Genomic DNA, 25,244 nt, shown 5'->3' on the forward strand with positions numbered 1-25,244 from the left:
TAATGTTTGTCTTAAGCGAGTAACACGCATGGATGTACCAAGGTAACCAACAGGGAATATGTAGTGTTGTTGGCGTTGGTTTGTTAAAATTCTGCTAAATTATCGCAGGCATACCGCCTGGATAAGGGAGATGAGATGAAGCAGGCATTTCGAGTAGCGTTAGGTCTTATTGTTCTGTGGGCATCCGTGCTGCACGCGGAAGTTCGCATTGAAATCACCCAAGGGGTCGACTCTGCTCGCCCGATTGGCGTGGTGCCATTTAAATGGGCGGGTCCAGGCACGCCTCCGGAAGATGTTGGCCAAATCGTTGGTGCAGATCTCCGTAACAGTGGCAAATTCAACCCGATTGATGTGGCACGTATGCCGCAGCAACCTACCACCGCGTCTGAAGTGACGCCGGCGGCCTGGACTGCGCTGGGCATCGACGCCGTAGTGGTTGGCCAGGTTCAGCCTGGTGCCGACGGCAGCTATCTGGTTTCCTACCAGCTGGTCGATACTTCAGGTTCGCCTGGCACCGTATTGGCACAAAACCAGTTTAAAGTGACCAAACAGTGGCTGCGTTATGCGGCTCATACCGCCAGCGATGGCGTGTTTGAGAAGCTGACCGGTATCAAGGGCGCATTCCGTACCCGCATCGCTTACGTGGTGCAGACCAACGGCGGGAAATTCCCGTACGAACTGCGCGTATCGGATTACGACGGCTATAACCAGGTTCCAGTGCATCGTTCACCAGAGCCACTGATGTCACCGGCCTGGTCGCCGGATGGCAGCAAACTGGCCTACGTGACCTTTGAGAGCGGTAAATCAGCGCTGGTGATCCAGAACCTGTCTGATGGCGCAATCCGTCAGGTAGCTTCGTTCCCTCGTCACAACGGTGCACCTGCCTTCTCTCCAGACGGTAGCCGCCTGGCATTCGCTCTGTCCAAAAGTGGCAGTCTGAATCTGTATGTGATGAACCTGGGTTCTGGCCAAATCAGCCAGATCACCGATGGCCGTAGCAACAACACTGAACCGAGCTGGTTCCCAGATGGTCAATCTCTGGCTTATACCTCTGACCAGGGCGGTCGCCCACAGATTTATAAGGTTGGCGCTAACGGCGGCGCACCACAGCGTCTGACCTGGGAAGGTGCCCAGAATCAGGACTCTGATGTCAGCTTCGACGGTAAATTCCTGGTGATGGTGAGCTCCAACAATGGAGTTCAGCATATCGCCAAACAAGATCTTGGATCGGGAGCCGTTCAAATGTTAACGGACACGTTCCTGGATGAAACGCCTAGTATCGCACCAAACGGCACCATGGTGATCTATAGCTCCACGCAAGGTATGGGCTCCGTGCTGCAGTTGGTATCGACTGATGGGCGCTTCAAAGCGCGTCTTCCGGCAACCGATGGACAGGTCAAATTCCCTGCCTGGTCGCCGTATCTGTGATGCATGTTTAAAATATGTATGGCAAAAACTATAAAAGGATCAAAGAAATGCAACTGAACAAAGTGCTGAAAGGGCTTCTGCTGGCACTGCCAGTTCTGGCTGTAGCAGCTTGTAGTTCTAACAAAAGCGCTAATAACGATCAATCCGGTATGGGCGCTGGCACTGGTACAGAAAACGGCAGCAGCAACCTGTCTTCTGAAGAACAAGCACGTCTGCAGATGCAAGAACTGCAACGTAACAACATTGTTTACTTCGGCCTGGACAAATATGACGTCAGCTCTGAGTTCGCTCAGATGCTGGATGCGCATGCTGCTTTCCTGCGTAACAACCCATCCTACAAAGTGACTGTTGAAGGTCACGCGGATGAGCGCGGCACGCCAGAATACAACATCGCTCTGGGTGAGCGTCGTGCTAACGCAGTTAAAATGTACCTGCAAGGCAAAGGCGTTTCTGCTGACCAAATCTCTATCGTTTCTTACGGTAAAGAAAAACCAGCAGTACTGGGCCACGACGAAGCAGCCTATGCTAAAAACCGTCGTGCCGTTCTGGTTTACTAAGAGAATCGCATGAACAGTAACTTCAGACGTCACCTGTTGAGTCTGGCGTTACTGGTTGGCGTAGCGGTCCCATGGGCCGCTACTGCCCAAGCGCCAATCAGTAATGTCGGGTCCGGCTCGGTCGAAGACCGTGTCACATCACTTGAGCGTATCAGTAATGCTCAGGGCCAGCTTTTAAACCAACTCCAGCAACAACTCTCTGACAACCAACGCGATATCGATACGCTCCGTGGGCAGATCCAGGAAAGTCAGTATCAGTTGAATCAGGTGGTTGAACGCCAGAAACAGATCTATCAACAGATGGATAGCCTTAGCCAGGGTGGCGCACAGAATTCCGCTGGTGCAGCAGCGGGGGCCGCAGGTGGTACAGCCGCCGCGGCGTCCTCTGACGGTGCTGGCAGCGCCCCTGCGGGTGCGACAGCCGCTGCGGCTAGTACGGGCGATGAAAACAGCGACTACAACGCCGCTGTTTCACTGGCGCTGGAAAAAAAGCAGTATGACCAGGCGATCTCCGCTTTTCAGGCTTTCATAAAGCAGTATCCGAAATCCACTTACCTGCCTAATGCCAACTATTGGCTGGGCCAGTTGTACTACAACAAGGGTAAGAAGGAAGACGCGGCATACTATTATGCAGTGGTGGTTAAGAGTTACCCAAAATCACCCAAGGCGCCGGACGCGATGTATAAAGTTGGGGTGATCATGCAGGAAAAAGGGCAGGCTGATAAAGCCAAAGCCGTTTACCAGCAGGTGATCAAATCGTACCCGACCAGCGATGCGGCCAAGCAGGCCAAGAAACGCGAAGCGAGTTTGTAAGTAAAAACCGAGCCCAGAAGTTAGTCGATTTGACCGAATTCTGGGCTCATTCGCGTGAAGAACAAGCAGTTGAACCTATTGCGCCAAAATTTAGGTTGCGCTGCTGAGATAAATTAGTAATATATGCCGCCGTTGCCAAGACAACTTGCAAGATGTTAAAGCAGCTAGGAAATTGGGTCGTTAGCTCAGTTGGTAGAGCAGTTGACTTTTAATCAATTGGTCGCAGGTTCGAATCCTGCACGACCCACCAATTTCTAAAGTAGTAACCACGACAGTGGGTGATTAGCTCAGTTGGTAGAGCATCTCCTTTACACGGAGGGGGTCGGCGGTTCGAGCCCGTCATCACCCACCACTACAGTGGGTCGTTAGCTCAGTTGGTAGAGCAGTTGACTTTTAATCAATTGGTCGCAGGTTCGAATCCTGCACGACCCACCAATTCTTAATGGGTTGGTAAAACTGGAATCGTGAAGGATGTTTAGTGGAATTAGTTCCACGTAAATCATCTATTTCGACAATACAGTCCTCCATTCTGTATTCATAGTTCAGAAGTAAACCACGTCAGTGGGTCGTTAGCTCAGTTGGTAGAGCAGTTGACTTTTAATCAATTGGTCGCAGGTTCGAATCCTGCACGACCCACCATTTTAAGATTTAGCAGTAAACCACATCAGTGGGTCGTTAGCTCAGTTGGTAGAGCAGTTGACTTTTAATCAATTGGTCGCAGGTTCGAATCCTGCACGACCCACCATCTTCAAGAATTCTCAATAATAAAATCCCAGCAATAAAATCGCATATCGCACCAGTCGTGCGGGTGAGATCCTGCGTTCAGGTTCGAGTCTCGCTTGCGAGACAACGGCGGCGGCCGGTCATCCTGCCAGACCCACCATCTTAAAAATTCCAAAGCACTAACTCCAAACTCCAGCACGTCATATCGCACCAGTCGTGCGGGTGAGATCCTGCGCTCAGGTTCGAGTCTCGCTTGCGAGACAACGGCGGCGGCCGGTTATCCTGCCAGACCTACTCTCCCACAAATCACTGCTCCCAGCCGTTATCTTTTGAGCTCAAAGCTTCTCATTTCAAGCAAAATTTCAGCCCATTAAACAAATCTGCCCATGACAAGAAATGTTCAGCGACTTTTGGCTAGAAATTAGGTATTTTGTTTAGTATATAAAACGAGGTGGTTGAGCAAGCGGCAAGCAGCCTAAAAAGCAGACCCACAGCCTAGCATAGAGATAACAGCGATGAGTGAAATGTTTGATGTCAATGCGGCGATATATCCATTCCCGCCGAAACCGGTGCCGTTAGACGTCGCAGAGAAGGCTTTTTATCGGCAGAAGATCAAAACCTTGCTCAAGCAGCGTGATGCGGTCCTGGTAGCCCATTACTACACCGATCCGGAGATCCAGGTGCTGGCCGAAGAGACCGGCGGTTGCGTCGCTGATTCACTGGAGATGGCGCGTTTCGGCAGCCAACATCCTGCGTCTACTTTGCTGGTTGCTGGCGTGCGTTTTATGGGGGAGACGGCCAAAATCCTCAGCCCGGAAAAACAGGTGCTGATGCCAACGCTGCATGCCGAGTGCTCGCTGGACCTCGGTTGTCCTGAGGCAGAGTTCGCCGCGTTCTGCGATAGCCATCCAGATCGGACCGTGGTGGTGTACGCCAATACCTCAGCAGCCGTCAAAGCGCGTGCCGATTGGGTGGTTACTTCCAGCATTGCCGTTGAGCTGATTGAACATCTCGATAGCCTGGGGGAGAAAATCATCTGGGCGCCGGATCGCCATCTGGGCAATTATGTGCAGAAGCAGACTGGGGCGGACGTGCTGTGCTGGCAGGGGGCCTGTATCGTCCATGACGAGTTTAAAACCCAGGCGCTGATACGTATGAAAGCCTTATACCCGGAGGCTGCGATTCTGGTGCATCCAGAGTCACCGCAGGCGATCGTCGATCTGGCTGATGCCGTCGGTTCGACCAGCCAACTGATCCAGGCGGCGGTAACCTTGCCCAACCGGCAACTGATCGTGGCCACCGATCGCGGTATTTTCTACAAGATGCAGCAAGCTTGTCCGGATAAAGAACTGTTTGAAGCTCCTACTGCCGGTGAGGGGGCCACCTGTCGTAGCTGTGCCCACTGCCCGTGGATGGCGATGAACGGCCTGAAGGCTATTGCCGAAGGGCTGGAACAAGGGGGCTCACAGCATGAGATTTTTGTTGATGGCGCACTGCGTGACCAGGCGCTGATCCCGCTCAACCGCATGCTGGACTTTGCAGCGCAGTTGAAAATGCAGGTTAAAGGCAACGCCTGAATCCAGGCTTACGTTTTTTAAGGAATAGACATGAGCTTTTTCAGCACCGGCAACATTCTGGTCCATATTCCGATTGGCGCAGGGGGTTATGACCTGTCGTGGATTGAGGCTATCGGCACGCTGTTTGGTTTACTCTGTATCTGGTATGCCAGCAAAGAGAAAATCATCAACTATCTGTTTGGCCTGATCAACGTCACGCTGTTTGCGGTGATCTTCTTTCAGATCCAGCTGTACGCCAGCCTGTTGTTGCAGCTGTTTTTCTTCGTGGCCAATATTTACGGCTGGTACGCCTGGAGCCGCCAGACGCAGGATAATCAGGCCGAATTGCAGATCCGTTGGTTGCCGCTGCCTAAAGCATTGGCATGGGGGGCGGTGTGCGTAGTTGGTATTGCGTTGATGACGTTTAATATCGACCGGGTATTTGCCTATCTGACGCAAATTGCGGTGGCGGTGATGCAGGGGCTGGGTCTTAACGTACAGATGCCAGAACTGCAACCGGACGCTTTCCCGTTCTGGGATTCAGCCATGATGGTGTTGTCCATCGTCGCCATGATCCTGATGACGCGCAAATACGTCGAAAACTGGCTACTGTGGGTAGTGATTGATGTGATCAGCGTGGCGATCTTTGCTTACCAGGGCGTGTACGCCATGGCGCTGGAATACGTCATTTTGACGCTGATTGCGCTCAATGGCTCCTGGCTATGGATACGCAGTGCCGCGAAGAATCACTCCCAGCCGTTTTCTTCTGCACCTTAATACGTCAGGGGGCGCAACCAGCGCCCCTGGATGTTAATGATGATGCCCCAGATGACTGGAGTGTGAGTGGTCACTCGCAATGCCGCAGTCAGGGGTATCACAATGCTGGTACTCCATCTGGATCGTCGCATGGCCAATCTGGTAATGCTCCAGCAAATAGGCCTGGATGCGGCGTAACAGCCCGTCATGATCGTGTGGTGGGATCACTTGGGCGTGGAGCGTCATCAGCTTTTGCTCGCCAATCTGCCAGACATGCACGTGATGGATGTTACGGACTTCTGGAATATTCAGGCACAGATCCTTTTGCAGCTTATTGATATCTACCTCCTGCGGTGTTCCCTCCAGCAGTTCATGGAAACTCTCCTTCAGTAGGCGCCAGGCGCTGCGCAATACCAGGCAGGAAACCAGGACCGAGAGTATCGGATCGATGGGGGTCCAGCCGGTAGTCAGAATGATGATGGCTGCTGCGATCGCCCCGACTGAGCCGAGCAGGTCCCCAAGAACATGTAGGGCGGCGGCACGCACGTTGATATTTTTCTCTTCATTGCCGCGGTGCAGCAGCCAGAAGGCGAACAGGTTAGCCAGCAGACCCGCTACGGCGATCACCAGCATTGGGGTACCCATCACTGGCTGTGGTTCGAAGAAACGCCGTACGGCCTCCCACAGGATGAATACGACGATCAGCAGTAATGCGGCAGCATTGATAAAGGCGGCCAATGTGGTTAGGCGCAGATAGCCAAAAGTATGGCGGGCGTTGGGTTTGCGCTGTGAGAAGTGCACCGCCATCAGGGCGACGAGCAGGGCTGCGGAATCCGTCAGCATATGCCCGGCGTCTGCCAGCAGCGCCAGTGAGCCAGAAAGCAACCCGCCCACGGCCTCGACAACCATGAAGAGGGTGGTGACTAAAAATGCGGCTAGTAGGCGCTTACTGTTGCCGTCTTTAGGTTGATGGACATGGGAAGCTCCAGTCATTACTTATCCTTATTGCAAAGTTTGTCGGGTGCCAAAGTCCAATCTTGGCCGTTACTTAGCTCATTATAGGCTGCCCTGGTAGAGAGCTGAATATTTGCCGATGGTGATTATGGGATCTAAAGGTGATTTACAGCGCAAGCCTCACAAGCTAGATTGGTGAAATCTACTCTACGCGCTGTGCGATACACCCGATACCGAATGGAAAAGTGATGAATTACCAAAACGACGACTTACGCATTAAAGAAATCAAGGAACTCCTGCCGCCGGTGGCCCTGTTGGAAAAGTTTCCGGCTTCGGCTCAGGCAGCAGAGACGGTGTCACTGGCTCGCCAATCGATCCACAACATCCTGCGTGGCAATGACGATCGCCTGTTGGTGGTGATTGGGCCTTGTTCCATTCACGATACCAAAGCGGCGAAAGAGTATGCCGCGCGCCTGATGACCCTGCGCCAGGAGCTCAACGGTGAGCTGGAAGTAGTGATGCGCGTCTATTTTGAAAAACCACGTACCACCGTTGGCTGGAAAGGGCTGATCAACGATCCGCAAATGGATAACAGCTTCCAGATTAACGAAGGCCTGCGCCTGGCGCGTAAGCTCCTGTTGGATATCAATGACGGCGGCTTGCCTGCTGCGGGCGAGTTCCTGGATATGATCACTCCGCAATACCTGGCAGATTTGATGAGCTGGGGAGCGATCGGCGCACGCACCACGGAATCTCAGGTGCATCGTGAACTGGCCTCTGGCCTGTCTTGCCCGGTGGGCTTCAAAAACGGCACCGACGGCACCATCAAAGTCGCGATCGATGCTATCAATGCCGCTGGCGCACCGCACTGTTTCCTGTCCGTCACCAAATGGGGTCATTCCGCGATTGTTAACACCAGCGGCAATGGCGACTGCCACATTATTCTGCGTGGCGGCAAAGAGCCAAACTACAGCGCGGCCCATGTGAAAGAAGTGAAAGAGGGGCTGGCCAAAGCGGGCTTACCTGCACAGGTGATGATCGACTTCAGCCACGCCAACAGCAGCAAGCAGTTTAAAAAACAGCTGGAGGTGAACGCGGACGTTTGCCAGCAGCTGCGTGGTGGTGAAAAAGCCATTATCGGGGTGATGATCGAAAGCCACCTGGTGGAAGGAAATCAAAGCCTGGAAAGCGGCGAGCCGCTGGTTTACGGCAAAAGCGTGACCGATGCCTGCATTGGCTGGGAAGATACCGAAACCGTACTGCGCGATCTGGCCGCAGCGGTGAAGGCGCGCCGTAGCCGATAAGCTACCCGTGTTTGTGGCCCTGCAGCATTGCTGCGGGGCCCAACCCTTAGGGTGATTTTAAGAATTGACTCCTGCAACAATAACGCCAGAATAAAATCTGACATTATACTAATTTCGTAGAGCTTTCCTCGTTCCGTTGGGCCTTTTTTGATGATAATAAGTTGGTATTACCGCCCATAATTTTTATTTCCAGGAAACATCTTATTTGTCCGCCGCTGTTTTTCATCTCGCGTAACTGTTACTAGTCAAACACAATTTGCTCTTGCCGCACGGTATGATTATGATGATGCGTTTTTTACAACCAAAATACCCAATCTAAAAATAAGGGCATGATGGTGAATGACTTTAATTTCAGGATGAATAGCTGATGGAAAACAATAGTTCTCGGCATCAAATTTATTTTCGTGGTACGGGCGGGGAGTATTTCGCAATCTGGCTGGTTAACATATTACTGACGGCTATTACGTTGGGAATATACTCAGCCTGGGCAACGGTGCGTCGTCGCCGATATTTTTATGGTAATACCGAATTGAATGGCGACCGCTTTGATTACCACGCGCAGCCAATGCAAATCCTCAAGGGCCGTCTGCTGGTGATTGGCGCCGTGATCCTGTTCTATATTCTTTTATTTATCAACCCGTTGCTTGGCATGATTGCCATGCTGGTACTCCTTGCGTTGATCCCTTGGGTTATTATTCGTAGCTGGCGTTATAACGCTATTATGTCTAGCTATCGTGGTGTTCGCTTCAATTACTTATGCCAGACCGGGCGCGCTTACTGGGTATTACTGTTCTGCCCGATACTGCTAGTGATTGGTCTGTATGCGGTTATGATCGTATTGGGTTTGATTGGTAGCAGTCTGGGCAGCCCGACTGCGATCCTTGTGCTGGCAGCTATTACGGTCATCCTGTTTGTACCGATGCTGGCCGCTATCAATGGTATCCTGGCTACCCTGCAACATGATCTGTATGTGAACAACCTGCGTTTTGGCACTTCCCCCTTTGTGGCCGAATTCAAGAAAGCAGAGTTTATTAAGATTGCACTGTTCAGCCTGCTGATCTTCTTGCCATTCCTGGTCATTGCCTTGGTCTTGGTTGGCTCGTTCTTTGTCAGCTTATTCCAAATGGCGCTGTTTGGCGGTATGTCCGATGCAATGTTACAAGCTCAGATGGCAAATAATATTGGTAGCCTGTTCATGATGATGTTGGTGCTGTTGCTAGGTGTGATGGTTTCCAGCAGTTATATGGTTGTCGCTCAGCGTAACTACGTGTTTAACCAAACCACCTTACAAGGTGAGGTTAAACTGCGTTCTTCCATGCAGACTCTGCCGTATATGGGACTGTTGATCACCAACAGCCTGATCACCGTGTTCTCATTGGGCCTTGCAGCTCCGGTGGCACACGTACGCCATGCTCGCTATATTGCTGAGTCAACTCAGGTTGAAGGTGATCTGTCGCTGTTGTCGGTACAGGCTCATCACGATACGGCCAATACCGCTATCGCTGAAGAAGCCGTACAGGCGCTCGATCTGGGCACCAGTTTTTGAGTAAAGACTGATGATCCTTGAAGGACACTACCAGTGCCCTGGCCGGGCCGCCCAACAGGCGGCCCGGCTGCTGTTAAACGATATGGGCGATGGGGTAACGCTGCAATATGATGGCGAGCATCGCTATTTTTCGTTAGCGCAAATTACCGTATCCGAGTCATTGGGACGCATTCCTCTGACGCTGACCTTTCCAGACGGTGGCCGGTTTGTACCCGCCAATGATGCGTCATTCCGCCAGTGGTTTTATCAACGCCGTTCACCGGGGTTGGTGCACCGCTTAGAGCGTTATAAGCGTGGCGTGTTGCTGACGTTGTTGCTAACCGTCCTGTTGACCCTGGCCTATGTTTTCCTGGTTCTCCCCTGGGCGAGCAGTGAAATCGCCATGCGCATTCCTACCGCGGCCGAACAGAAGCTGGGTAAACATACGCTCGATTTCCTGCAAACCAGTGGCTTCAAGCCGTCGCAATTGCCTGCCGAGAAACAGCAGGCGATACAGAAGCTATTCTTGCAGGTGATGCCGGAGCAGATGCGGCACGAGCGCACTCCGCTCAAATTGAAATTACTGGCGGTGCCAGAGGTTGCCAATGCGTTCATGTTACCTGACGGGACATTGGTGATCACCGACGATCTTGCCAAGTTGGCGACCAATGAAGACGGCCTGGCCGCGGTGATGCTCCATGAAATGGGACATCATGCGTATCGTCATCCTATGCGTATGGTGGTGCGTTCATCCCTGGTGGCCCTGACGTTTATGTGGATGACCGGCGATGTCAGCGGCATCGGCGATACCTTGCTGCAATCAGCCTCATTTATGCATGAAATGCAGTTCTCCCGCAGCGTGGAGCGTGAGGCAGACGACTGGGCAATCGCGGAAATGCAGCGCCAGGGGCGTTCGTTATTAGCGATGGAAGATCTTTACCGCGCATTGCAACAGGCGGCAAGCACGTCAACCGTGGCACTAGAGGTGCCGGAGTGGTTAAGCACCCATCCAGAGATGCAGGCGCGTTTGCAGGTTATCGAAGCAGCCAGGATCAAAGAGCAATAAAAAAAGCCCCCGGCTCAACACCGGGGGCTTGTTGTTTTTCAGAGGCGAAATCTTACTTCGCTTTACCCTGGTTGGCGACGGCCGCAGCTTTGGCTGCGATCTCATCGGCATTACCCAGGTAGTAACGTTTGATTGGCTTGAAGTTCTCATCGAACTCATACACCAACGGCACGCCGGTTGGGATATTCAGCTCGAGGATCTCGTCTTCGCTCAGGTTATCCAGATATTTCACCAGTGCACGCAGGGAGTTACCGTGAGCCGCGACGATCACGCGCTCACCGCTCTTGATGCGTGGCAGGATCTCTTCGTCCCAGTAAGGGATAACGCGATCGATGGTCAACGCGAGGCTTTCGGTCAGCGGCAACTCTTTTTCGCTCAGCGCTGAGTAACGCGGATCGTGGCCCGGGTAGCGCTCATCTTCTTTGGTCAGCTCTGGGGGGGTGACTGCGAAGCCGCGACGCCATTGTTTGACCTGCTCGTCACCGTATTTTTCTGCGGTTTCAGCCTTGTTCAGACCCTGCAGCGCGCCGTAATGGCGTTCGTTCAGCTTCCAGGACTTTTCGGTAGGCAACCAGGCCTGGTCCAACTCATCCAGAATGTTCCACAGAGTGTGGATAGCACGCTTCAGTACGGAGGTGTAAGCGAAATCGAAAGAGAAACCTTCGTCTTTCAACAGCTTGCCCGCTGCTTTTGCTTCGGTACGGCCTTTGTCGGACAGATCGACATCATACCAACCGGTGAAGCGGTTTTCGTTGTTCCACTGGCTTTCGCCGTGGCGCACCAGAACCAGCTTAGTTACAGCCATAGCTTAACTCCTTAATAATCTGAAGGTTTAATGATAACGAATATCATTATATTCTGCTGCTACTTACTCGGCAATCGATATACCCGTGAATATATCCACTAAAAGTCGAGGGTTTCGTACGACGTGCGACATTGTCTAACCCTTACTGCCACTAGGCATAGTGTTAACCATAGCCAATTTTTGGCCGCAAGGTAAGAGGGGCGCAAAGGAAAAAGCTGAATCGTTCAGGCTGGTCGAAGGGCGCGAACGAGAGCTATTCATCCGCGCCACAGCGTTAATGTATCAGGCGGTTTTTTTCAGGCAGCTACTCATAAAGGTTTTACGCTCGTCACCTTTCAGGCTCTTTTTAGCGGCGTCGGCATTACAGTCTTTCATCTTCTGCTGCTGTGGTGTCAGGGCCTTCTCGGTATGGTGGCCTTCGGCCTTCAGGCAGGTGCTCATGAAGGTGGTACGGTCAGAACCTTTCAGCGATTGGGTGGTAGCCTGTTGATTACAATCGGTCATGCGTTTTTGCTGGGCAGCCTGCGCCGGAGAAGGCGTTTTTGCTGCGGTGTCGGCAGCCATCAGGTTGGTGCTCAGCAATAAACCTGCCAGTAATGGAAGTGCAGTAATCAGACGCATTAGGTGTTCCTTCAGCTATTGAACGGCCAGCAGGCCGAAAATTGTGATATCACTCACGGGCTTGTGTATACCACGGTAGCCTGATTCTAGTGCGGGGTTGGCAATAAGGAAAGGTAACGGCCTGGGGGTGCAATGTAAGCAATTATAACAATCACGCCCCTTACCGCATGACAAGGGGCGTGGCGGCTCAGATAGGAATAAGCTGATAGTGCGTTGCGCTCTGATAACGCTGCCCAGGCTGTAGCCAACAGTCCGGCTGTGGCCATTCTGGGTGGTTCGGGCTGTCCGGTAGGAACTCGCTTTCCAGCGCTATGCCGGCGTAATTCTGGTAGCTACCGCCGTCGCGCGCCGGTGTGCCACCCAAATAATTACCGCTGTAGAGCTGGAGCGCTGGCGCGGTGGTGAACACTGTCATCGCGACCTTGCCGTCGGCAGACCACAGGTGAGCCGCCGGGCTTGCCAACCCGTGGCAGGTATCGTGTAACAGGTAAGCATGGTCGTAACCCTTAACCCGTTGCTGATCGCGGTCGCGTAATAAATCTTGCCGCAGGGTTTTCGGCTGGCGGAAATCCATCCCGGTTCCTGCCACCGCCGTCAGTTCGGCACAGGGGATGCCATCGCCGTCCACGGGCAGATAACGGTCGGCGAACAGTTGCAAGCGCTGTTGTCGGGCGTCGTGGCCTGCGCCATCCAGATTGAAATAAGCATGGTTGGTCAGATTGACCGGGCAGGCGCGATCGGTCTGTGCCTGATACTCAATCTCCAGCCGGTGTTCGGCGGTGAGTCGATAAGTCAGCGTCACGTCGAGGTTGCCAGGGAAGCCCTGGTCACCGTCTGACGAATGGAGTTGATAAACCACCTGCTGCTCATCCTGCTTTACTATCTGCCAGCGGCGAGCGTGGAAGCCGTTTGGCCCGCCGTGCAGTTGATGCTCCCCTTGATTAGCGATCAGCGGGTGTGGCTTGCCATCGATGTTTAGGCTGGCATGCGCAATACGGTTGGCATAGCGCCCGACCGTGGCCCCCAGATAGGCCCCCTGGTGCAGATAGTCCTGCGGGGTTTGGCATCCCAGCAGCAGCTCACGTTGCTCCCCTGATTTCAACGGTAGCAAGGCGGAAAGCCAGGTTGCGCCCCAATCCATCAACGTGACCGTCATTCCCGCGGCATTTTTCAGGGTGGTGAGAATAAAGGGCTGGCCGTCTGGGGCAACGGCGGAGTTATCACTCAGCATAGACCGGATCCTTGTGAAGCTTTACAGACGTAGAAGGTTTCTTGCAGGCCGTTGGTTCGCAGTGGATATTCGCGGGCTACCGCTGTACGTACCGACTCTACCAGATCCTGCGGCATCAAGGCCACGATGCACCCCCCAAAGCCCCCTCCGGTCATACGCACACCGCCACGATCGCCAATGACCTCTTTCACAATCTCGACCAGCGTATCGATAGGGGGCACAGTAATTTCAAAATCATCACGCATCGACGCGTGTGATTCAGCCATCAGTTTGCCCATCAGCTTCAGGTTGCCAGCGGCCAAGGCATCGGCAGCGGCCAGGGTGCGATCGTTTTCGGTGATCACATGGCGCGCCCGTTTGGCCACGATCGGATCCAGTTCGTGCAGGATCGGGAAGAACAGATCCGGGCTGACGTCGCGCAGCGCCTTGACGCCGAAGAAGCGAGCCGCCGCTTCGCACTGTTGCCGGCGGGTGTTGTATTCGCTGTCGACCAGGCCGCGTTTGACGTTGGAGTTGATGATCACCACGGCGACATCGGCTGGCATTGGCACCGCCCGAGTTTCCAAAGAGCGGCAGTCGATCAGCAGGGCGTGATCTTTCTTGCCCAACGCAGAAATCAGCTGATCCATAATGCCGCAGTTGCAGCCGACAAACTGGTTTTCCGCTTCCTGGCCATTCAGCGCCAGCGCTACGCCGTCCAACGGCAATTGATAGAGCGCCTGCAACACCTGCCCGACGGCCACTTCCAGTGAGGCGGAAGAGCTGAGCCCGGCGCCCTGCGGGACGTTGCCGCTGATCACCAGATCGGCACCGCCAAAATTGGCATCGCGGGTCTGCAGGTGTTTCACCACGCCGCGCACATAGTCGGCCCAGCGCAGATTGGCGTGGCTGACGATAGGCTCATCCAGCGAAAACTGATCCTGCTGGTTCTCGTAATCGGCGGCCAATACGCGGATCTGGCGATCGTTACGTGGAGCCCCGCTGATCACGGTTTGATAATCAATGGCGCAGGGCAGGACGAAGCCGTCGTTGTAATCGGTGTGTTCGCCGATCAGATTGACTCGTCCCGGAGCCTGGATCGTCAGGGTGGGTGCGTAGCCAAAGTGTTCGGTAAACAGGGCTTGGGTAAGTTGCTTCAGACTCATTATTTCACTCCGGCTTCGCGGTAATGGATATCACTGACCGCACGCAGGCGTTCAGCGGCTTGTTCTGCGGTGAGGTCGCGTTGGGTTTCCGCCAGCATTTCATAGCCCACCATAAATTTACGCACCGTGGCGCTGCGCAGTAACGGCGGGTAGAAGTGGGCATGCAGTTGCCAGTGGCGGTTATCGGCCTGGTTGAAGGGCGCGCCGTGCCAGCCCATGGAGTAAGGGAAAGAGCATTGGAACAGGTTGTCATAGCGGCTGGTGAGTTTCTTCAGCGCAATGGCCAGATCGCGGCTTTGTGCTGCACTAAGGTCGGTCAGGCGCTGTACCGGCGCTTTTGGCAGCAACAGCGTTTCAAACGGCCAGGCTGCCCAGTAAGGGACAACCGCCAACCAGTGCTCGGTTTCCACCACCGTACGGCTGCCGTCGGCCTGCTCGCGCTGAGCATAGTCCACCAGCATGGCGGATTGATGCTGGCTGAAATACTCCTGTTGCAGGCGATCTTCTCGTTCGGCTTCATTCGGCAAGAAGCTGTTGGCCCATACCTGACCATGCGGGTGAGGATTGGAACAGCCCATCGCGGCCCCTTTATTTTCAAACACCTGTACCCAGGGGTAGCTGCGCCCCAGATCGGCGGTCTGTTCCTGCCAGGTGGCGATCACCTGTTCCAGTGCGGGTAGCGTCAGCTGCGGTAGCGTTTTACTGTGATCGGGGGAGAAGCAGATCACCCGGCTGGTGCCACGGGCGCTTTGGCAACGCATCAGCGGATCGTCACTTTCCGGCGCCTGCGGGGTATCTTGCATCAGGGCGGCAAAATCATTGGTGAACACGTAGGTGCCTGGATAGTCAGGGTTTTTATCACCGGTTACGCGCGTGTTGCCGGGGCAAAGGAAGCAGTCGGGATCGTGTGCTGGCAGTGTTTCCTGAGCGGGGGATTCCTGTTGGCCCTGCCACGGGCGTTTGGCCCGGTGCGGAGATACCAGCACCCATTGCCCGGTAAGGGGATTAAAACGGCGATGTGGATGATCGATAGGATTGAAATCAGGCATTGCGCTTCCTTTATCTAGCGACGGGGCTAATTGTAATCGCTTTCACCTGCTGCGTGACCGACTATAGCCGAGTGCATTTTGGAAAATAATGGCTAGAAGATAGCACGGCCGCGGTGAGAAAAAGGTGATCTAGCGCGAAAAATGGAATCGCTTACATCGATTGAGGCTTTAATTCGGTTGAGGTAGGCAAGGCAGCAGGGTGGGTTAGGTGGTAGCGATTACACTGGACAGGCCGGCAGAGAACTCTGCCGGCCTGGAGGGGGACTAATATTGGTAAGCCGGGTAGGTAAAGAACAGCAAATGGACCAGATTTAGCCCAAAGTGGAAGAGAATGGGCACCCACAGACGGCCGCTCCACATCCAGGCCAGGCCATAAATCACCCCTGCCAGCGTGGCAAATGCCACCATCAACATGCCACCGGCAAAGTGAGCGGCTCCAAACAGCAGGGCGGTTATAATCAGTGCCGGATAGGCACCCAGCCACTGGCGCAGACGCTGCTGCAAATAGCCACGGAACAGCGCTTCTTCGGCCATCGAAACAAAAAACAGGTTGGCCATAATGAAGGCCAGGATCCAGGAGGGTAGATGCAGCTCAACTTTCAGCCCACCGAGCGCCACCGCCAACAGCAGCACCGCAGGTATGCAGAGCACCAGGATCAGCCAGGCGCTGACGCCTACTTGTTTGTCAGGCTTGCCCGCGTTAAATAGCGTTGGCAGGCAGGCTAACAGCAGAAAGGGGACCAGTGCCTTATCGAAGTTGTAATACATGGAATACAGCGAGCTCATCGGGCCCACTTTGACCTGATCGACCATCAATTGGTTATTGAAGCCCGGTATCAGGTGATAAAACAGAGCGATTGAGCAGGCGACTAAAAATACTTCCAGCGCTAGCGCGATGCTGCGCTGCTGGCGATAGTGTTGATGAAGCCAGATGGCAATGGCGATAACCGCCAGATAGCCCAGCCCGACGGGCGTCAGGACATGATGGTAAACCCCCATTGCAGCAGCCGCCGCCAATACTACTGAGGCAATCAGCCGGTTAAATGGCAAAAAAAACAACGAAGCCGAAAGTACGCCCCACATAATAGCTATCCCTTTAAATAGATACACGGCGCTCAATGCCGGAAATCCGGCGTGTTAATGTCTGGTTAAATATAAATGAGCACTAAATGGGATAGTAGCACAACAGGATGAATATAAAGGTCGGGACAGTAGTTAATCGTGCTTATAACGGCTAACTAGCTGTTTCTAATTGTGCTGCATGACTCCCTCCTGTCTCAAACATATGGTGTCGTGGTTTTAACCGCGCATCCACGCCTGCGAACGCATAACCTCCCCAAGGTTCTGCAAGGTCTCCAGGCTCTGCTGGTGGATCTCTTCCGTTGGGGCGGCGCACAGATCTTGTAGCACCGTTACCTGTAAGCCTGCATCGTGCGCCTGTCGGGCGGTACTCTCAATGGCAAGCGGGGTGCTGATACCGCCCAATAACAGGTGGTGGCAGCGGTGCTGCTGTAACCAGGCTAACAAATTGTTACCGGCAAACGCGCTGAGCCCTTTCTTTTCCAGGCACAGATCCTCGGTTTTTACCTCCAGACCGGCCAGCCAATGGCATCCCCCGTTACTTAAACGTAGTGCGCCGATATGTTTGAGCTGATTGAACAGCGGCGAGTGTCGGGGAATATCGTGGTAATTGTCGGCAAAACCGGTGCGCAACCAAATCACCGGGATTTTACGCACCCGCGCGTAGGCCGCAGCAGCATTGACGTGCGCGATCACATCACGCGTTACGATCTGTTCGTGGCAGTGATTCGCCCGCCCTTTAGGGCCAGCCAGATCTTCAATCAGGTCAATCATAATCAGCGCGGCGGACATACCTTCTCCCAAAACGTTTCTGTACCCTTTAAGGATAAAAGGCCAAATGTGATGCGTAGTGGAGGAAGTGTTGCCGGATATGTCCTCAGGATGAGCGCTGTAGCACTCATCCCGAGTATGTTACGCCAGGACGTCTTGCTGATAGCGGTAGCCATCGCCTTCAGGGATGAAGGAGAAACGGTGGGTGATACATTGCGGCGCGTCTTCTGCGTGGTGTGAAACAAACAGCAACTGGGTTGAGCCCTGTTGGATCAACACATCTACGAAGCGCCTTACCAATTGGCGGTTTAGCGGATCCAGGCCTTGCAGTGGCTCATCGAGGATCAGCAGCGCCGGATGTTTGACTAATGCCCGGGCGATCAGCGCCAGGCGTTGCTGGCCCCAGGACAGGCTATGGAAGGGAGCATCGCCCATAGCGCCAAGCCCGAGCAGCGCCAGCCATTGTGAGGTCAACTGATGCTGACGATCGGAAACTGCCTGATAAATACCGATCGAATCAAAGAAACCGGACAGGATCACGTTACGCACGCTGGAGCTGACCCGATAGTCCAGGTGCAGGCTGCTGCTGACGTAGCCGATATGGCGTTTGATATCCCAGATGGTTTCTCCACTACCGCGTCGGCGGCCAAACAGCGTCAGATCGTTGCTGTAGCCTTGCGGATGATCGCCGGTGATCAGGCTGAGCAGGGTGGATTTTCCCGCCCCGTTCGGGCCGACGATCTGCCAGTGTTCACCGGGGTTAACCTGCCAACTGAGTTGGTTGAGGATGGGGCGATCGTTGTAGCTGACTACGCCATCACGCAGAACGATCAGTGGCCGATCGTCCGGCAACCTGATGACCTGTGTGGGATCTTCGGTTTCTGGCAGCGTCAAGCCGTTGAGATTTTCACTGTGCGCCAGTTGGGCGACTAGCGCATCGGCCATCACCTGTTGCCGTGGCCCCTGGCTAGTGAGGGTGCAATCGGCCAGTACGCCGACCTGCTCAATGAAGTCTGGGATTTCATCAAACCGGTTGAGCACCAGGACCACGGTATAACCTTGCTGTGAAAGTTCGCCAAGCAGAGTGGCGAGCTGAGCGCGTGAATTGACGTCCAGCCCGTCGAACGGCTCATCGAGGATCAATAAATCGGGCTGGACCATCAGGGCACGGCACAGCAGAGTTTTGCGGGTCTCACCGGTAGAGAGATATTTGAAACGGCGCGTAAGCAGCGGCGTGATACCAAACTGCTCAGCCAACTGTGTGCAGCGAGCGGGATCGTTGAGCTCTTCCTGAATGATTTCCGCCGTCGTGCGCCCGGTGTCGTCTTCGTCCTGGCTAAGCAGGTCGGTATTGTTGCGTTGCCATTCGTCGCTGACCAGCTTTTGCAACTGCTCAAAGGAGAGCCGCACTACTTGACGAAAATCACTGTGGCGTTCGCCTTTCAGCAACGTCAGCTCACCGGCCAGCGCCCGGGCCAGCGCGGATTTCCCGCTGCCGTTAGCCCCGACGAATGCCCAGCTATCGCCGGACTGAATATCAAGCCGATCCAGCTCCAGCGTGCGGGTATCGCTTAGACGAAATGAACCTTGCGAAATGTGCAACGACGACATCCTATGTTCCCTATTCTGCAATTAATTTCCTTAGAAATAGGCGCAAGCGGAAAAGATGTCAATCGGCAATACTGCAACGTGACGTTGCGTTTAACACAACGTCGCGACAATCACCCGATCGGCATTGAACAAGGCGTGTACCGGCGTGCCGACGCTCAGTTTCAACTGTGCCAGTTCCTGATTGCTGACGGTGGCGCATAGCGTTTCTCCGCCGTTAAGCGTGACCAGAACCTCACTGTGATCGCTACCAGGCTGAATACTGGCTACGCTTCCCGGCAGCGCATTATCGGCCAGGCCGGTCGAAGCCTGATCGGTACTGAGTTTCACCCAAGGCGCTTTAATCAGGGCTAACACCTCTTTGCCCGGCGTCAACTGTAGCCGGTCGGCGCTTTGCTGAGTCACGGCAGCGGTCAGGCGGGTGTTGCCGTCGGCCAGCAGCAGGCTGATATGCTGTTGGACCTGCTGATGGTCGCGTTCAATCACGGTGCCGAAAAACTGGTTGCGGGCGCTGGTCTGCAAGGAAAAACGGGCGATGGCGGCCAACAGGCTGTCCAACGGCAGAGAGTCCTGCTGCAACACGTCAAAGGCCTTCTGCTGGATTTGGCCCAGCAGATCGTAAAGTTGGATCAGCCGCAGGCCATAACGGGTCACCTGCGCGCCGCCGCCGCCTTTGCCGCCGGTAGCGCGTTCGACCACCGTCTGCTCGGCCAGCTGATTCATCTCGTTGATGGCATCCCAGGCGCTTTTGTAGCTGATCCCCGCCAGTTTGGCTCCCTGGCTGATCGAGCCGGTATGCACCACTTGCTTGAGCAGCGCGATGCGGCGTGGGTCAGCGAACAGTTTCTGCTGCAGCTTTAAGGTAAGGAGGATCTCGGCCTGCATGATGGGTCCTTATAAGGCAGTAAGTCAGGCTATTGTCGCCGATTTGCCGCAAAGCGCCAACTGAGCACGTTTAGCCGGTTACAAATTTCCCGCAGTCGGTAAAATAACCGCGTTTTCGCCTGCGTTTTGGTTTACAGTGAAGCCTACGCAGCGGTTTAAAGCAGTCAAGTGAGGCTACGATGTTAGAATTATTGAAAAGTCTGTTGTTTGCCGTGGTCATGGTGCCGGTAGTGATGGCCATTATTTTAGGCTTGATTTATGGCTTGGGCGAGGTGTTCAACATCTTCTCCAAAGTTGGCCATCCTAAAGAAAACCGCAGCTAATCCCCCTCCCAAATGCCCGCCGAGCTCTCTTGGCGGGTATTTCTCAAGTTATCTCTCGCTTTGCCGATAAACCGCATGACAATCGTTCTCGCTGCGTTATATTATTTTTTACATAGCGATGTGATGATGGTTAACTTGCGGAGAAAACAATGAAACAGCAATGGATTAACTGGGTTGGCGGTGTGGCATTGGCTTGCGGGCTGGTGGCACAGGTTTCTGCGGCGGAGAAAATCACCGTGTTTGCCGCAGCCTCGCTGACCAACGCCTTACAAGATATCGCCACCGAATACCAGAAAGGCAAAGACGTCGAAGTCGTCTCCTCTTTTGCTTCCTCCTCAACGCTGGCACGCCAGATTGAGCAAGGGGCGCCTGCGGATATGTTTATCTCTGCCGATCAGCAATGGATGGATTACGCCATCGATAAGCAGCAGATAGTGAAAGATACTCGTTATACTCTGCTAGGCAACGAACTGGTGCTGATCGCCGCCAAATCGGCCAAACAAGATAAAATCACTATCAACAAGCAAACCGACTGGGCCAAATTGCTCAACGGTGGCCGCCTGTCCGTAGGCGATCCGGATCATGTTCCTGCGGGCATCTACGCCAAAGAAGCGTTGCAGAACCTGGGGGCATGGACCACGCTGGAGCCTCAGCTGGCGCGGGCCAATAACGTGCGCAGCGCTATGGCCATGGTTGAGCGCGAAGAAGCCCCGCTGGGTATCGTTTACGGCTCGGACGCCGTGGCCAGCGACAAGGTCAAAGTGATTGCCATCTTCCCGCAAGACAGCCACAAGCCGGTTGAGTATCCAATGGCCATCGTTAAAGATCACCAGACGCCAGCCGTGACGGCTTTCTACGATTACCTGAAGACTCCGGCCGCTGCGGCTATCTTCGAACGTTATGGATTCACCCCGCGTAAATGATATTAAGTGAGTATGAATGGCAGGCGGTCGAACTGAGCCTGAAAGTCTCCAGCCTGGCGGTGATCTGCAGTTTGCCGCTGGGTATTTTAATGGCCTGGATCCTGGTTCGCTGCAATTTCCCCGGTAAATCGTTGTTGGATAGCATTGTTCATCTGCCGTTAGTCTTGCCACCGGTGGTGGTGGGCTATCTGCTGCTGATTGCCATGGGGCGGCGCGGCTTTATCGGCGAATGGTTATATAACTGGTTTGGTTTCAGCTTCAGTTTCAGCTGGCGCGGTGCCGCCCTGGCTTCGGCGGTGGTGGCATTCCCGCTGATGGTACGTGCTATCCGCATGTCGCTGGAAGCGGTAGATATCCGCTTGGAACAGGCGGCCCGTACCCTGGGTGCCAACCCGTGGCGGGTGTTTTTCACCATCACCTTACCGCTTTCGCTTCCCGGTGTGATCGTTGGCGTGGTGCTGGCCTTTGCCCGCTCTTTGGGCGAGTTTGGCGCCACCATCACCTTTGTTTCCAATATCCCTGGTGAAACCCGTACCATCCCGCTGGCAATGTACACCCTGATCGAAACGCCAGGGGCCGAGGCGGCGGCAGCGCGTTTGTGCGTGATTGCCATCGTGCTGGCCCTGGCTGCCCTGATGGTTTCCGAATGGCTGGCCCGCTGGGGCCGCAAGCGTATGGGCTTATAGATGTTAGAACTGGATTTCTCCCAGCAGCTTGGCGATCTCAATCTCAACGTGCAGGCTAATCTGCCGGCTCAGGGGATCACCGCGATCTTCGGGCTTTCCGGGGCCGGTAAAACTTCCTTGATCAATGCTATCGGCGGCCTGACGCTGGTGCAGCAGGGGCGTATTGTGCTTAATGGCCGCACACTGGTAGATACCGCCAGTGGTGTCTGTCTGCCACCTGAAAAGCGCCGTGTTGGCTATGTTTTCCAGGATGCGCGCCTGTTCCCGCATTATCGCGTGCGTGGCAACCTGCAATACGGCATGGCGGCCAGTATGCGCGGCCAGTTTGACAGCATTGTCGAGCTGTTGGGGATTGCGCCGTTGCTGAACCGTTTGCCTTTGACCCTGTCCGGCGGAGAGAAACAGCGTGTCGCGATTGGTCGGGCGCTGTTGACCGCGCCGGAACTGTTGCTGATGGATGAACCGCTGGCCTCGCTCGATATGCCACGCAAGCGTGAGCTGCTACCATATCTGGAGCGGCTGGCGCAGGACGTCAATATCCCCATTCTCTATGTCAGCCACAGCATGGACGAGATCTTGCGCCTGGCAGAGCAGGTGATGGTATTGGATCACGGCCAGGTGCGTGCGTACGGCGGGTTGGAGGAGGTTTGGGCCAGCAGCGCGCTGCGGCCTTGGCTACAGCGAGAAGATCAGAGCAGCGTGTTGAGCGTGAGCGTGATTGAACATCACCCGCGCTATGCCATGACCGCGCTGGCACTGGGCGATCAGCGGCTGTGGGTCGGCGGTATTGAAGCGCCGGTCGGTAGCCAGATGCGTATTCGTATCAACGCTGCCGACGTTTCTTTAGTGCTGCAACCGCCAGCCAACAGCAGCATTCGTAATATTTTGCCCGCCAAGGTGGCGGAGTGTCTGGATGTGGCAGGGCAGGTTGAAGTGAAGCTGATGGTCGGGGAAAACATCCTCTGGGCGCGCATCACCCCATGGGCACGTGACGATCTGGCTATCAGGCCCGGTCAGTGGCTGTATGCACAGGTCAAGAGCGTGTCGATCAGCCGCGATGGCCCCTCACCCCAACCCTCTCCCACAGGGAGAGGGAGCTATTAGCCCCTGCTCGTTTGGAAATAAAGAGGTCACTTCAGCAAACTCGACCGCTCCCTCATGCAAGGTGCGTTACCGAATTTTCAACCCAACGTGATCGGTCCCTTTCCCTACGAAAAGTGAGTTGATACAGGGCCGTGGTAGGGTAGTTTTCTGTAATTAATAGCGGCTCGATCTGTTCCCTCTCCCTGTGGGAGTGTACAGACCGGGGACATGGTAGACAGGTGTTCAAGGACATGGTGAACACTTTTTAACATCCTTTACCCATGATGATCGACCTATTTCTCAGGTCGATCATCCCCACTTTCGTGCTGTACCACCATATCTCGTAGTAGCCCTCTCTCTCACTTTCCTTCAGCCCGACATATTCACCGATAAAGGCCTTGCCCACTTTCAGACCCATCCCTTTCAGGCTTAGTTTTCCACTGACATCCACTTTCCTGACCAGGACCCCCTCGTCATACTCGGCTGCCGCCGGATTGCCATTGTACTGTCGCGATGAAGGCTGATAACGGGACGCTGGCACCGCCATTGACAGGGCTTCGTGTGGGCGTTCCAGGTTGTAGGTATCTCGCCAGGCGTCGAACACCTCCTGCAACTGCGCGGCATGGGTAAACCACCGTCCCTGCAGGAGCTCTGCCTTCAGGCTGCGGTGGAAGCGCTCCAGCTTACCCTGAGTCTGAGGATGATAAGGCCGAGAGTGACCCACCCGGATACCCTGACGCATCAGCCACAGTTCCAGCGCGGTCCAACTGCCCGTCGTGTCGCCCCAGGGGGCACCATTATCCATGGTCATTCTCTCCGGCAAGCCATAACGTTCGAACACCGCTATCAACTGTGACTGCACGGTGACACGTCGCTCGTCCGGGCAGTGCGCCAGACAGAGCGAGAAGCGCGAATGGTCATCCAGCAAGGTCAGCGGATGACAACGCCCTTCGGCGAAGGGGAAGTGGCCTTTAAAGTCCATCTGCCAGAGTCGGTTCGGGGCGTCATGTTCAAAGCGTCCGACGGTGGGCGTCGGTGACGGACCGCCCGGTAGCAGGTCATGGCGGCGCATGAGGTTATGCACGGTGCTGGCGGCCGGTAACGTATGCCCCTGCATCTCGAGCCACCGCTTGAGCTTGCGTGCGCCCCACATCGGATGGGCCAGGTGTGCAGCGCGGAGATGTTGGACAACGGTGTCAGAGGTTCTGCTGGGGGAATGGTGTGGCGCTCGAGAACGTTCGTTCAGACCGGCGCGCCCATCAGAGTGCCAGCGATGTAACCACTTGTATGCGGTAGCAGGCGCTATGCCGAACTGACGGCATAGCGCACGGATATTAGCGCCTTCTTGCGAGGCGAAAAGCACAAACTCGGTACGTAATGACATGGCAGATCTCTCATCCCACGGCATAAGCAACTCCACTCAGAAGTACTCATACCTATGTTGTAAGTGTCTACCATGTCCCCGAACAAGTGTTCATGATGTCCCCGGTCTGTACAGGGAGAGGGTTAGGGTGAGGGGTCGTTTTTGTTAATTCAGCACACGAGAACGGATCACTTCGGCAATACCTGGCTGCAGGTGATCGGCAATCACCAGGTCTGCACGTTCCTTGATGGCATTATCGGCATTACCCATGGCAACGCCCAGCCCAACGGCCTCAAGCATGCTCAGGTCGTTGTAGTTGTCACCAAAGGCGACCACCTGATCCATGCTCAACCCCTGTGACTCCACCCACTGCTGCAGGCGTTTACCCTTGCTGTTACCGCCTTTGGCAATGTCCACCTGATCGTGCCAGGACCATTCACAGGCCAGGCCCAGTTCTTTTTCTACCATTTCGGCAAAGCTGCGCAGCGCTGGGAGATCGCTATGTGAAGTGGCAAACTTCCAGATGGCCTGCGCGTCATCCGCCGCCTGCATCAGGCTGTTGACCTGCAACAACGTTGGGCGCTGGGCTACCGGCAAAGTCTCAGACCAAGCCAGCGAACGGATCACATGACCGCTTGTTTCCTGATACAGCATGGCGTCGTCCACATACATCAGGCCGTGAATAGCGTTTTGCTTGAGCAGTTGCAGTACCTGCTTGGCCTGCTCTTTTGCCAACGGATCGGACGCCAGTACCTTTTTCTGCTGGAAGTCGTACAGATAGGTGCCGTTACAACAAATGGCTGGCGTATCGATTTGCAGCGCCTGATAGAACGGGTGGATAGCCACGTGATGACGGCCGGTGACCACTACGACTTTCACCCCGGCGGTGCGGGCTTCCTCCAGCGCGGCCAGCGACTGCGGTAAGATACGTTTCTGGTTGTCTAGCAAAGTGCCGTCTAAATCGAGGGCAATAACACGGTAGCTCATAG

At 54.6% G+C, this 25,244-nt stretch carries 24 protein-coding genes and 5 tRNA genes; 17 read left to right on the forward strand and 12 right to left on the reverse strand.

The genetic code is table 11. The annotated features are described in order from the left end of the window. The first annotated feature begins 135 nt into the window (after window positions 1-135). From tolB to pnuC, 10 genes are all read left to right on the forward strand, one after another. Window positions 136-1,428, forward strand: a complete 1,293-nt coding sequence (gene tolB, locus KGP16_RS07865; RefSeq protein WP_021805258.1) for a Tol-Pal system beta propeller repeat protein TolB — start codon at window positions 136-138, stop codon at window positions 1,426-1,428. A gap of 47 nt (window positions 1,429-1,475) precedes the next feature. After that, window positions 1,476-1,985, forward strand: a complete 510-nt coding sequence (gene pal / locus KGP16_RS07870) for a peptidoglycan-associated lipoprotein Pal (protein WP_021805257.1) — start codon at window positions 1,476-1,478, stop codon at window positions 1,983-1,985. 9 nt (window positions 1,986-1,994) lie between these two features. Continuing rightward, complete coding sequence (cpoB, locus tag KGP16_RS07875) at window positions 1,995-2,798, forward strand: cell division protein CpoB (protein ID WP_021805256.1); 804 nt, start codon at window positions 1,995-1,997, stop codon at window positions 2,796-2,798. 174 nt (window positions 2,799-2,972) lie between these two features. Beyond that, a tRNA-Lys gene (locus KGP16_RS07880) sits at window positions 2,973-3,048 on the forward strand. Window positions 3,049-3,074: 26 nt separating this feature from the next. Further along, window positions 3,075-3,150, forward strand: a tRNA-Val gene (locus tag KGP16_RS07885). Window positions 3,151-3,157: 7 nt separating this feature from the next. After that, window positions 3,158-3,233: transfer RNA gene (locus tag KGP16_RS07890), tRNA-Lys, on the forward strand. Between the two features lie 128 nt (window positions 3,234-3,361). Continuing rightward, window positions 3,362-3,437: transfer RNA gene (locus tag KGP16_RS07895), tRNA-Lys, on the forward strand. A gap of 30 nt (window positions 3,438-3,467) precedes the next feature. Further along, window positions 3,468-3,543 (forward strand) — tRNA-Lys (locus KGP16_RS07900). Window positions 3,544-4,036: 493 nt separating this feature from the next. Continuing rightward, window positions 4,037-5,098, forward strand: coding sequence for a quinolinate synthase NadA (gene nadA, locus KGP16_RS07905; protein WP_223501117.1), 1,062 nt, complete (start codon window positions 4,037-4,039; stop codon window positions 5,096-5,098). Window positions 5,099-5,128: 30 nt separating this feature from the next. Beyond that, window positions 5,129-5,854, forward strand: coding sequence for a nicotinamide riboside transporter PnuC (gene pnuC / locus KGP16_RS07910; protein WP_021805254.1), 726 nt, complete (start codon window positions 5,129-5,131; stop codon window positions 5,852-5,854). 33 nt (window positions 5,855-5,887) lie between these two features. On the opposite strand, the gene zitB is transcribed toward pnuC, so the two are convergent. Continuing rightward, entirely contained in the window at window positions 5,888-6,826 is a 939-nt protein-coding gene (gene zitB / locus KGP16_RS07915; protein WP_021805253.1) for a CDF family zinc transporter ZitB, read from the reverse strand. Between the two features lie 209 nt (window positions 6,827-7,035). Between zitB and aroG the strand changes: the two genes are divergently transcribed. The 3 genes from aroG (at window position 7,036) to KGP16_RS07930 (ending at window position 10,682) form a co-directional block, all read left to right on the forward strand. After that, entirely contained in the window at window positions 7,036-8,091 is a 1,056-nt protein-coding gene (gene aroG / locus KGP16_RS07920) for a 3-deoxy-7-phosphoheptulonate synthase AroG (RefSeq protein WP_179248189.1), read from the forward strand. 367 nt (window positions 8,092-8,458) lie between these two features. Continuing rightward, a complete protein-coding gene (locus KGP16_RS07925; RefSeq protein WP_021805252.1) occupies window positions 8,459-9,637 on the forward strand; it encodes a YjgN family protein in 1,179 nt (392 codons plus the stop codon). A 10-nt stretch (window positions 9,638-9,647) separates the two neighbouring features. Further along, complete coding sequence (locus KGP16_RS07930) at window positions 9,648-10,682, forward strand: M48 family metallopeptidase (RefSeq protein WP_223501118.1); 1,035 nt, start codon at window positions 9,648-9,650, stop codon at window positions 10,680-10,682. Between the two features lie 52 nt (window positions 10,683-10,734). Here the strand turns inward: KGP16_RS07930 and gpmA are convergent, their stop codons facing one another. The 9 genes from gpmA to modE form a co-directional block, all read right to left on the reverse strand. Continuing rightward, window positions 10,735-11,487 carry a 2,3-diphosphoglycerate-dependent phosphoglycerate mutase gene (gene gpmA / locus KGP16_RS07935; protein WP_021180326.1) on the reverse strand — a complete coding sequence of 251 codons (753 nt, stop codon included), beginning with the start codon at window positions 11,485-11,487 and terminating at the stop codon, window positions 10,735-10,737. A 282-nt stretch (window positions 11,488-11,769) separates the two neighbouring features. Next, window positions 11,770-12,108 carry a PsiF family protein gene (locus tag KGP16_RS07940; RefSeq protein ID WP_024483131.1) on the reverse strand — a complete coding sequence of 113 codons (339 nt, stop codon included), beginning with the start codon at window positions 12,106-12,108 and terminating at the stop codon, window positions 11,770-11,772. Between the two features lie 187 nt (window positions 12,109-12,295). Further along, window positions 12,296-13,339 (reverse strand): galactose-1-epimerase, encoded by a 1,044-nt coding sequence (gene galM, locus KGP16_RS07945; RefSeq protein WP_223501119.1) that lies wholly within the window; start codon window positions 13,337-13,339, stop codon window positions 12,296-12,298. Continuing rightward, entirely contained in the window at window positions 13,333-14,484 is a 1,152-nt protein-coding gene (galK, locus tag KGP16_RS07950) for a galactokinase (RefSeq protein WP_021805248.1), read from the reverse strand. The genes galM and galK overlap by 7 nt, the downstream gene beginning before the upstream one ends. Further along, the gene (gene galT, locus KGP16_RS07955) at window positions 14,484-15,533 is read right to left on the reverse strand and encodes a galactose-1-phosphate uridylyltransferase (protein ID WP_021180330.1); all 1,050 of its coding nucleotides are present in this window, start codon (window positions 15,531-15,533) and stop codon (window positions 14,484-14,486) included. Before galT ends, galK begins: the two co-directional genes overlap by 1 nt. 264 nt (window positions 15,534-15,797) lie before the next feature. Further along, a complete protein-coding gene (locus KGP16_RS07960; protein WP_021180331.1) occupies window positions 15,798-16,616 on the reverse strand; it encodes a CPBP family intramembrane glutamic endopeptidase in 819 nt (272 codons plus the stop codon). Between the two features lie 216 nt (window positions 16,617-16,832). Further along, on the reverse strand, window positions 16,833-17,405 hold the full coding sequence (locus KGP16_RS07965) for a cysteine hydrolase family protein (protein ID WP_021805246.1): 573 nt from the start codon (window positions 17,403-17,405) through the stop codon (window positions 16,833-16,835). Between the two features lie 120 nt (window positions 17,406-17,525). Then, window positions 17,526-18,995: a molybdate ABC transporter ATP-binding protein ModF gene (modF, locus tag KGP16_RS07970; protein WP_223501121.1), complete on the reverse strand. Its 1,470-nt coding sequence runs from the start codon at window positions 18,993-18,995 to the stop codon at window positions 17,526-17,528. Window positions 18,996-19,085: 90 nt separating this feature from the next. Then, the gene (gene modE / locus KGP16_RS07975) at window positions 19,086-19,877 is read right to left on the reverse strand and encodes a molybdenum-dependent transcriptional regulator (RefSeq protein WP_209528013.1); all 792 of its coding nucleotides are present in this window, start codon (window positions 19,875-19,877) and stop codon (window positions 19,086-19,088) included. 179 nt (window positions 19,878-20,056) lie between these two features. On the opposite strand from modE, the gene KGP16_RS07980 reads away from it, so the two are divergent. From KGP16_RS07980 to modC, 4 genes are all read left to right on the forward strand, one after another. Beyond that, entirely contained in the window at window positions 20,057-20,200 is a 144-nt protein-coding gene (locus KGP16_RS07980; RefSeq protein WP_021180335.1) for an AcrZ family multidrug efflux pump-associated protein, read from the forward strand. A 149-nt stretch (window positions 20,201-20,349) separates the two neighbouring features. Continuing rightward, the gene (modA, locus tag KGP16_RS07985) at window positions 20,350-21,123 is read left to right on the forward strand and encodes a molybdate ABC transporter substrate-binding protein (RefSeq protein ID WP_223501123.1); all 774 of its coding nucleotides are present in this window, start codon (window positions 20,350-20,352) and stop codon (window positions 21,121-21,123) included. Beyond that, entirely contained in the window at window positions 21,120-21,809 is a 690-nt protein-coding gene (gene modB, locus KGP16_RS07990; protein WP_021180337.1) for a molybdate ABC transporter permease subunit, read from the forward strand. Before modA ends, modB begins: the two co-directional genes overlap by 4 nt. Continuing rightward, a complete protein-coding gene (modC, locus tag KGP16_RS07995) occupies window positions 21,810-22,913 on the forward strand; it encodes a molybdenum ABC transporter ATP-binding protein ModC (protein ID WP_021805242.1) in 1,104 nt (367 codons plus the stop codon). Between the two features lie 244 nt (window positions 22,914-23,157). On the opposite strand, the gene KGP16_RS08000 is transcribed toward modC, so the two are convergent. Next, on the reverse strand, window positions 23,158-24,312 hold the full coding sequence (locus KGP16_RS08000; RefSeq protein WP_371822683.1) for an IS481 family transposase: 1,155 nt from the start codon (window positions 24,310-24,312) through the stop codon (window positions 23,158-23,160). Between the two features lie 108 nt (window positions 24,313-24,420). Beyond that, the gene (locus tag KGP16_RS08005; RefSeq protein ID WP_223501125.1) at window positions 24,421-25,242 is read right to left on the reverse strand and encodes a pyridoxal phosphatase; all 822 of its coding nucleotides are present in this window, start codon (window positions 25,240-25,242) and stop codon (window positions 24,421-24,423) included. Window positions 25,243-25,244: the final 2 nt, after the last annotated feature.

Source organism: Serratia sp. JSRIV006, assembly GCF_019968685.1.
In the GTDB taxonomy this organism is placed as follows: Bacteria; Pseudomonadota; Gammaproteobacteria; order Enterobacterales; family Enterobacteriaceae; genus Chania; species Chania fonticola_B.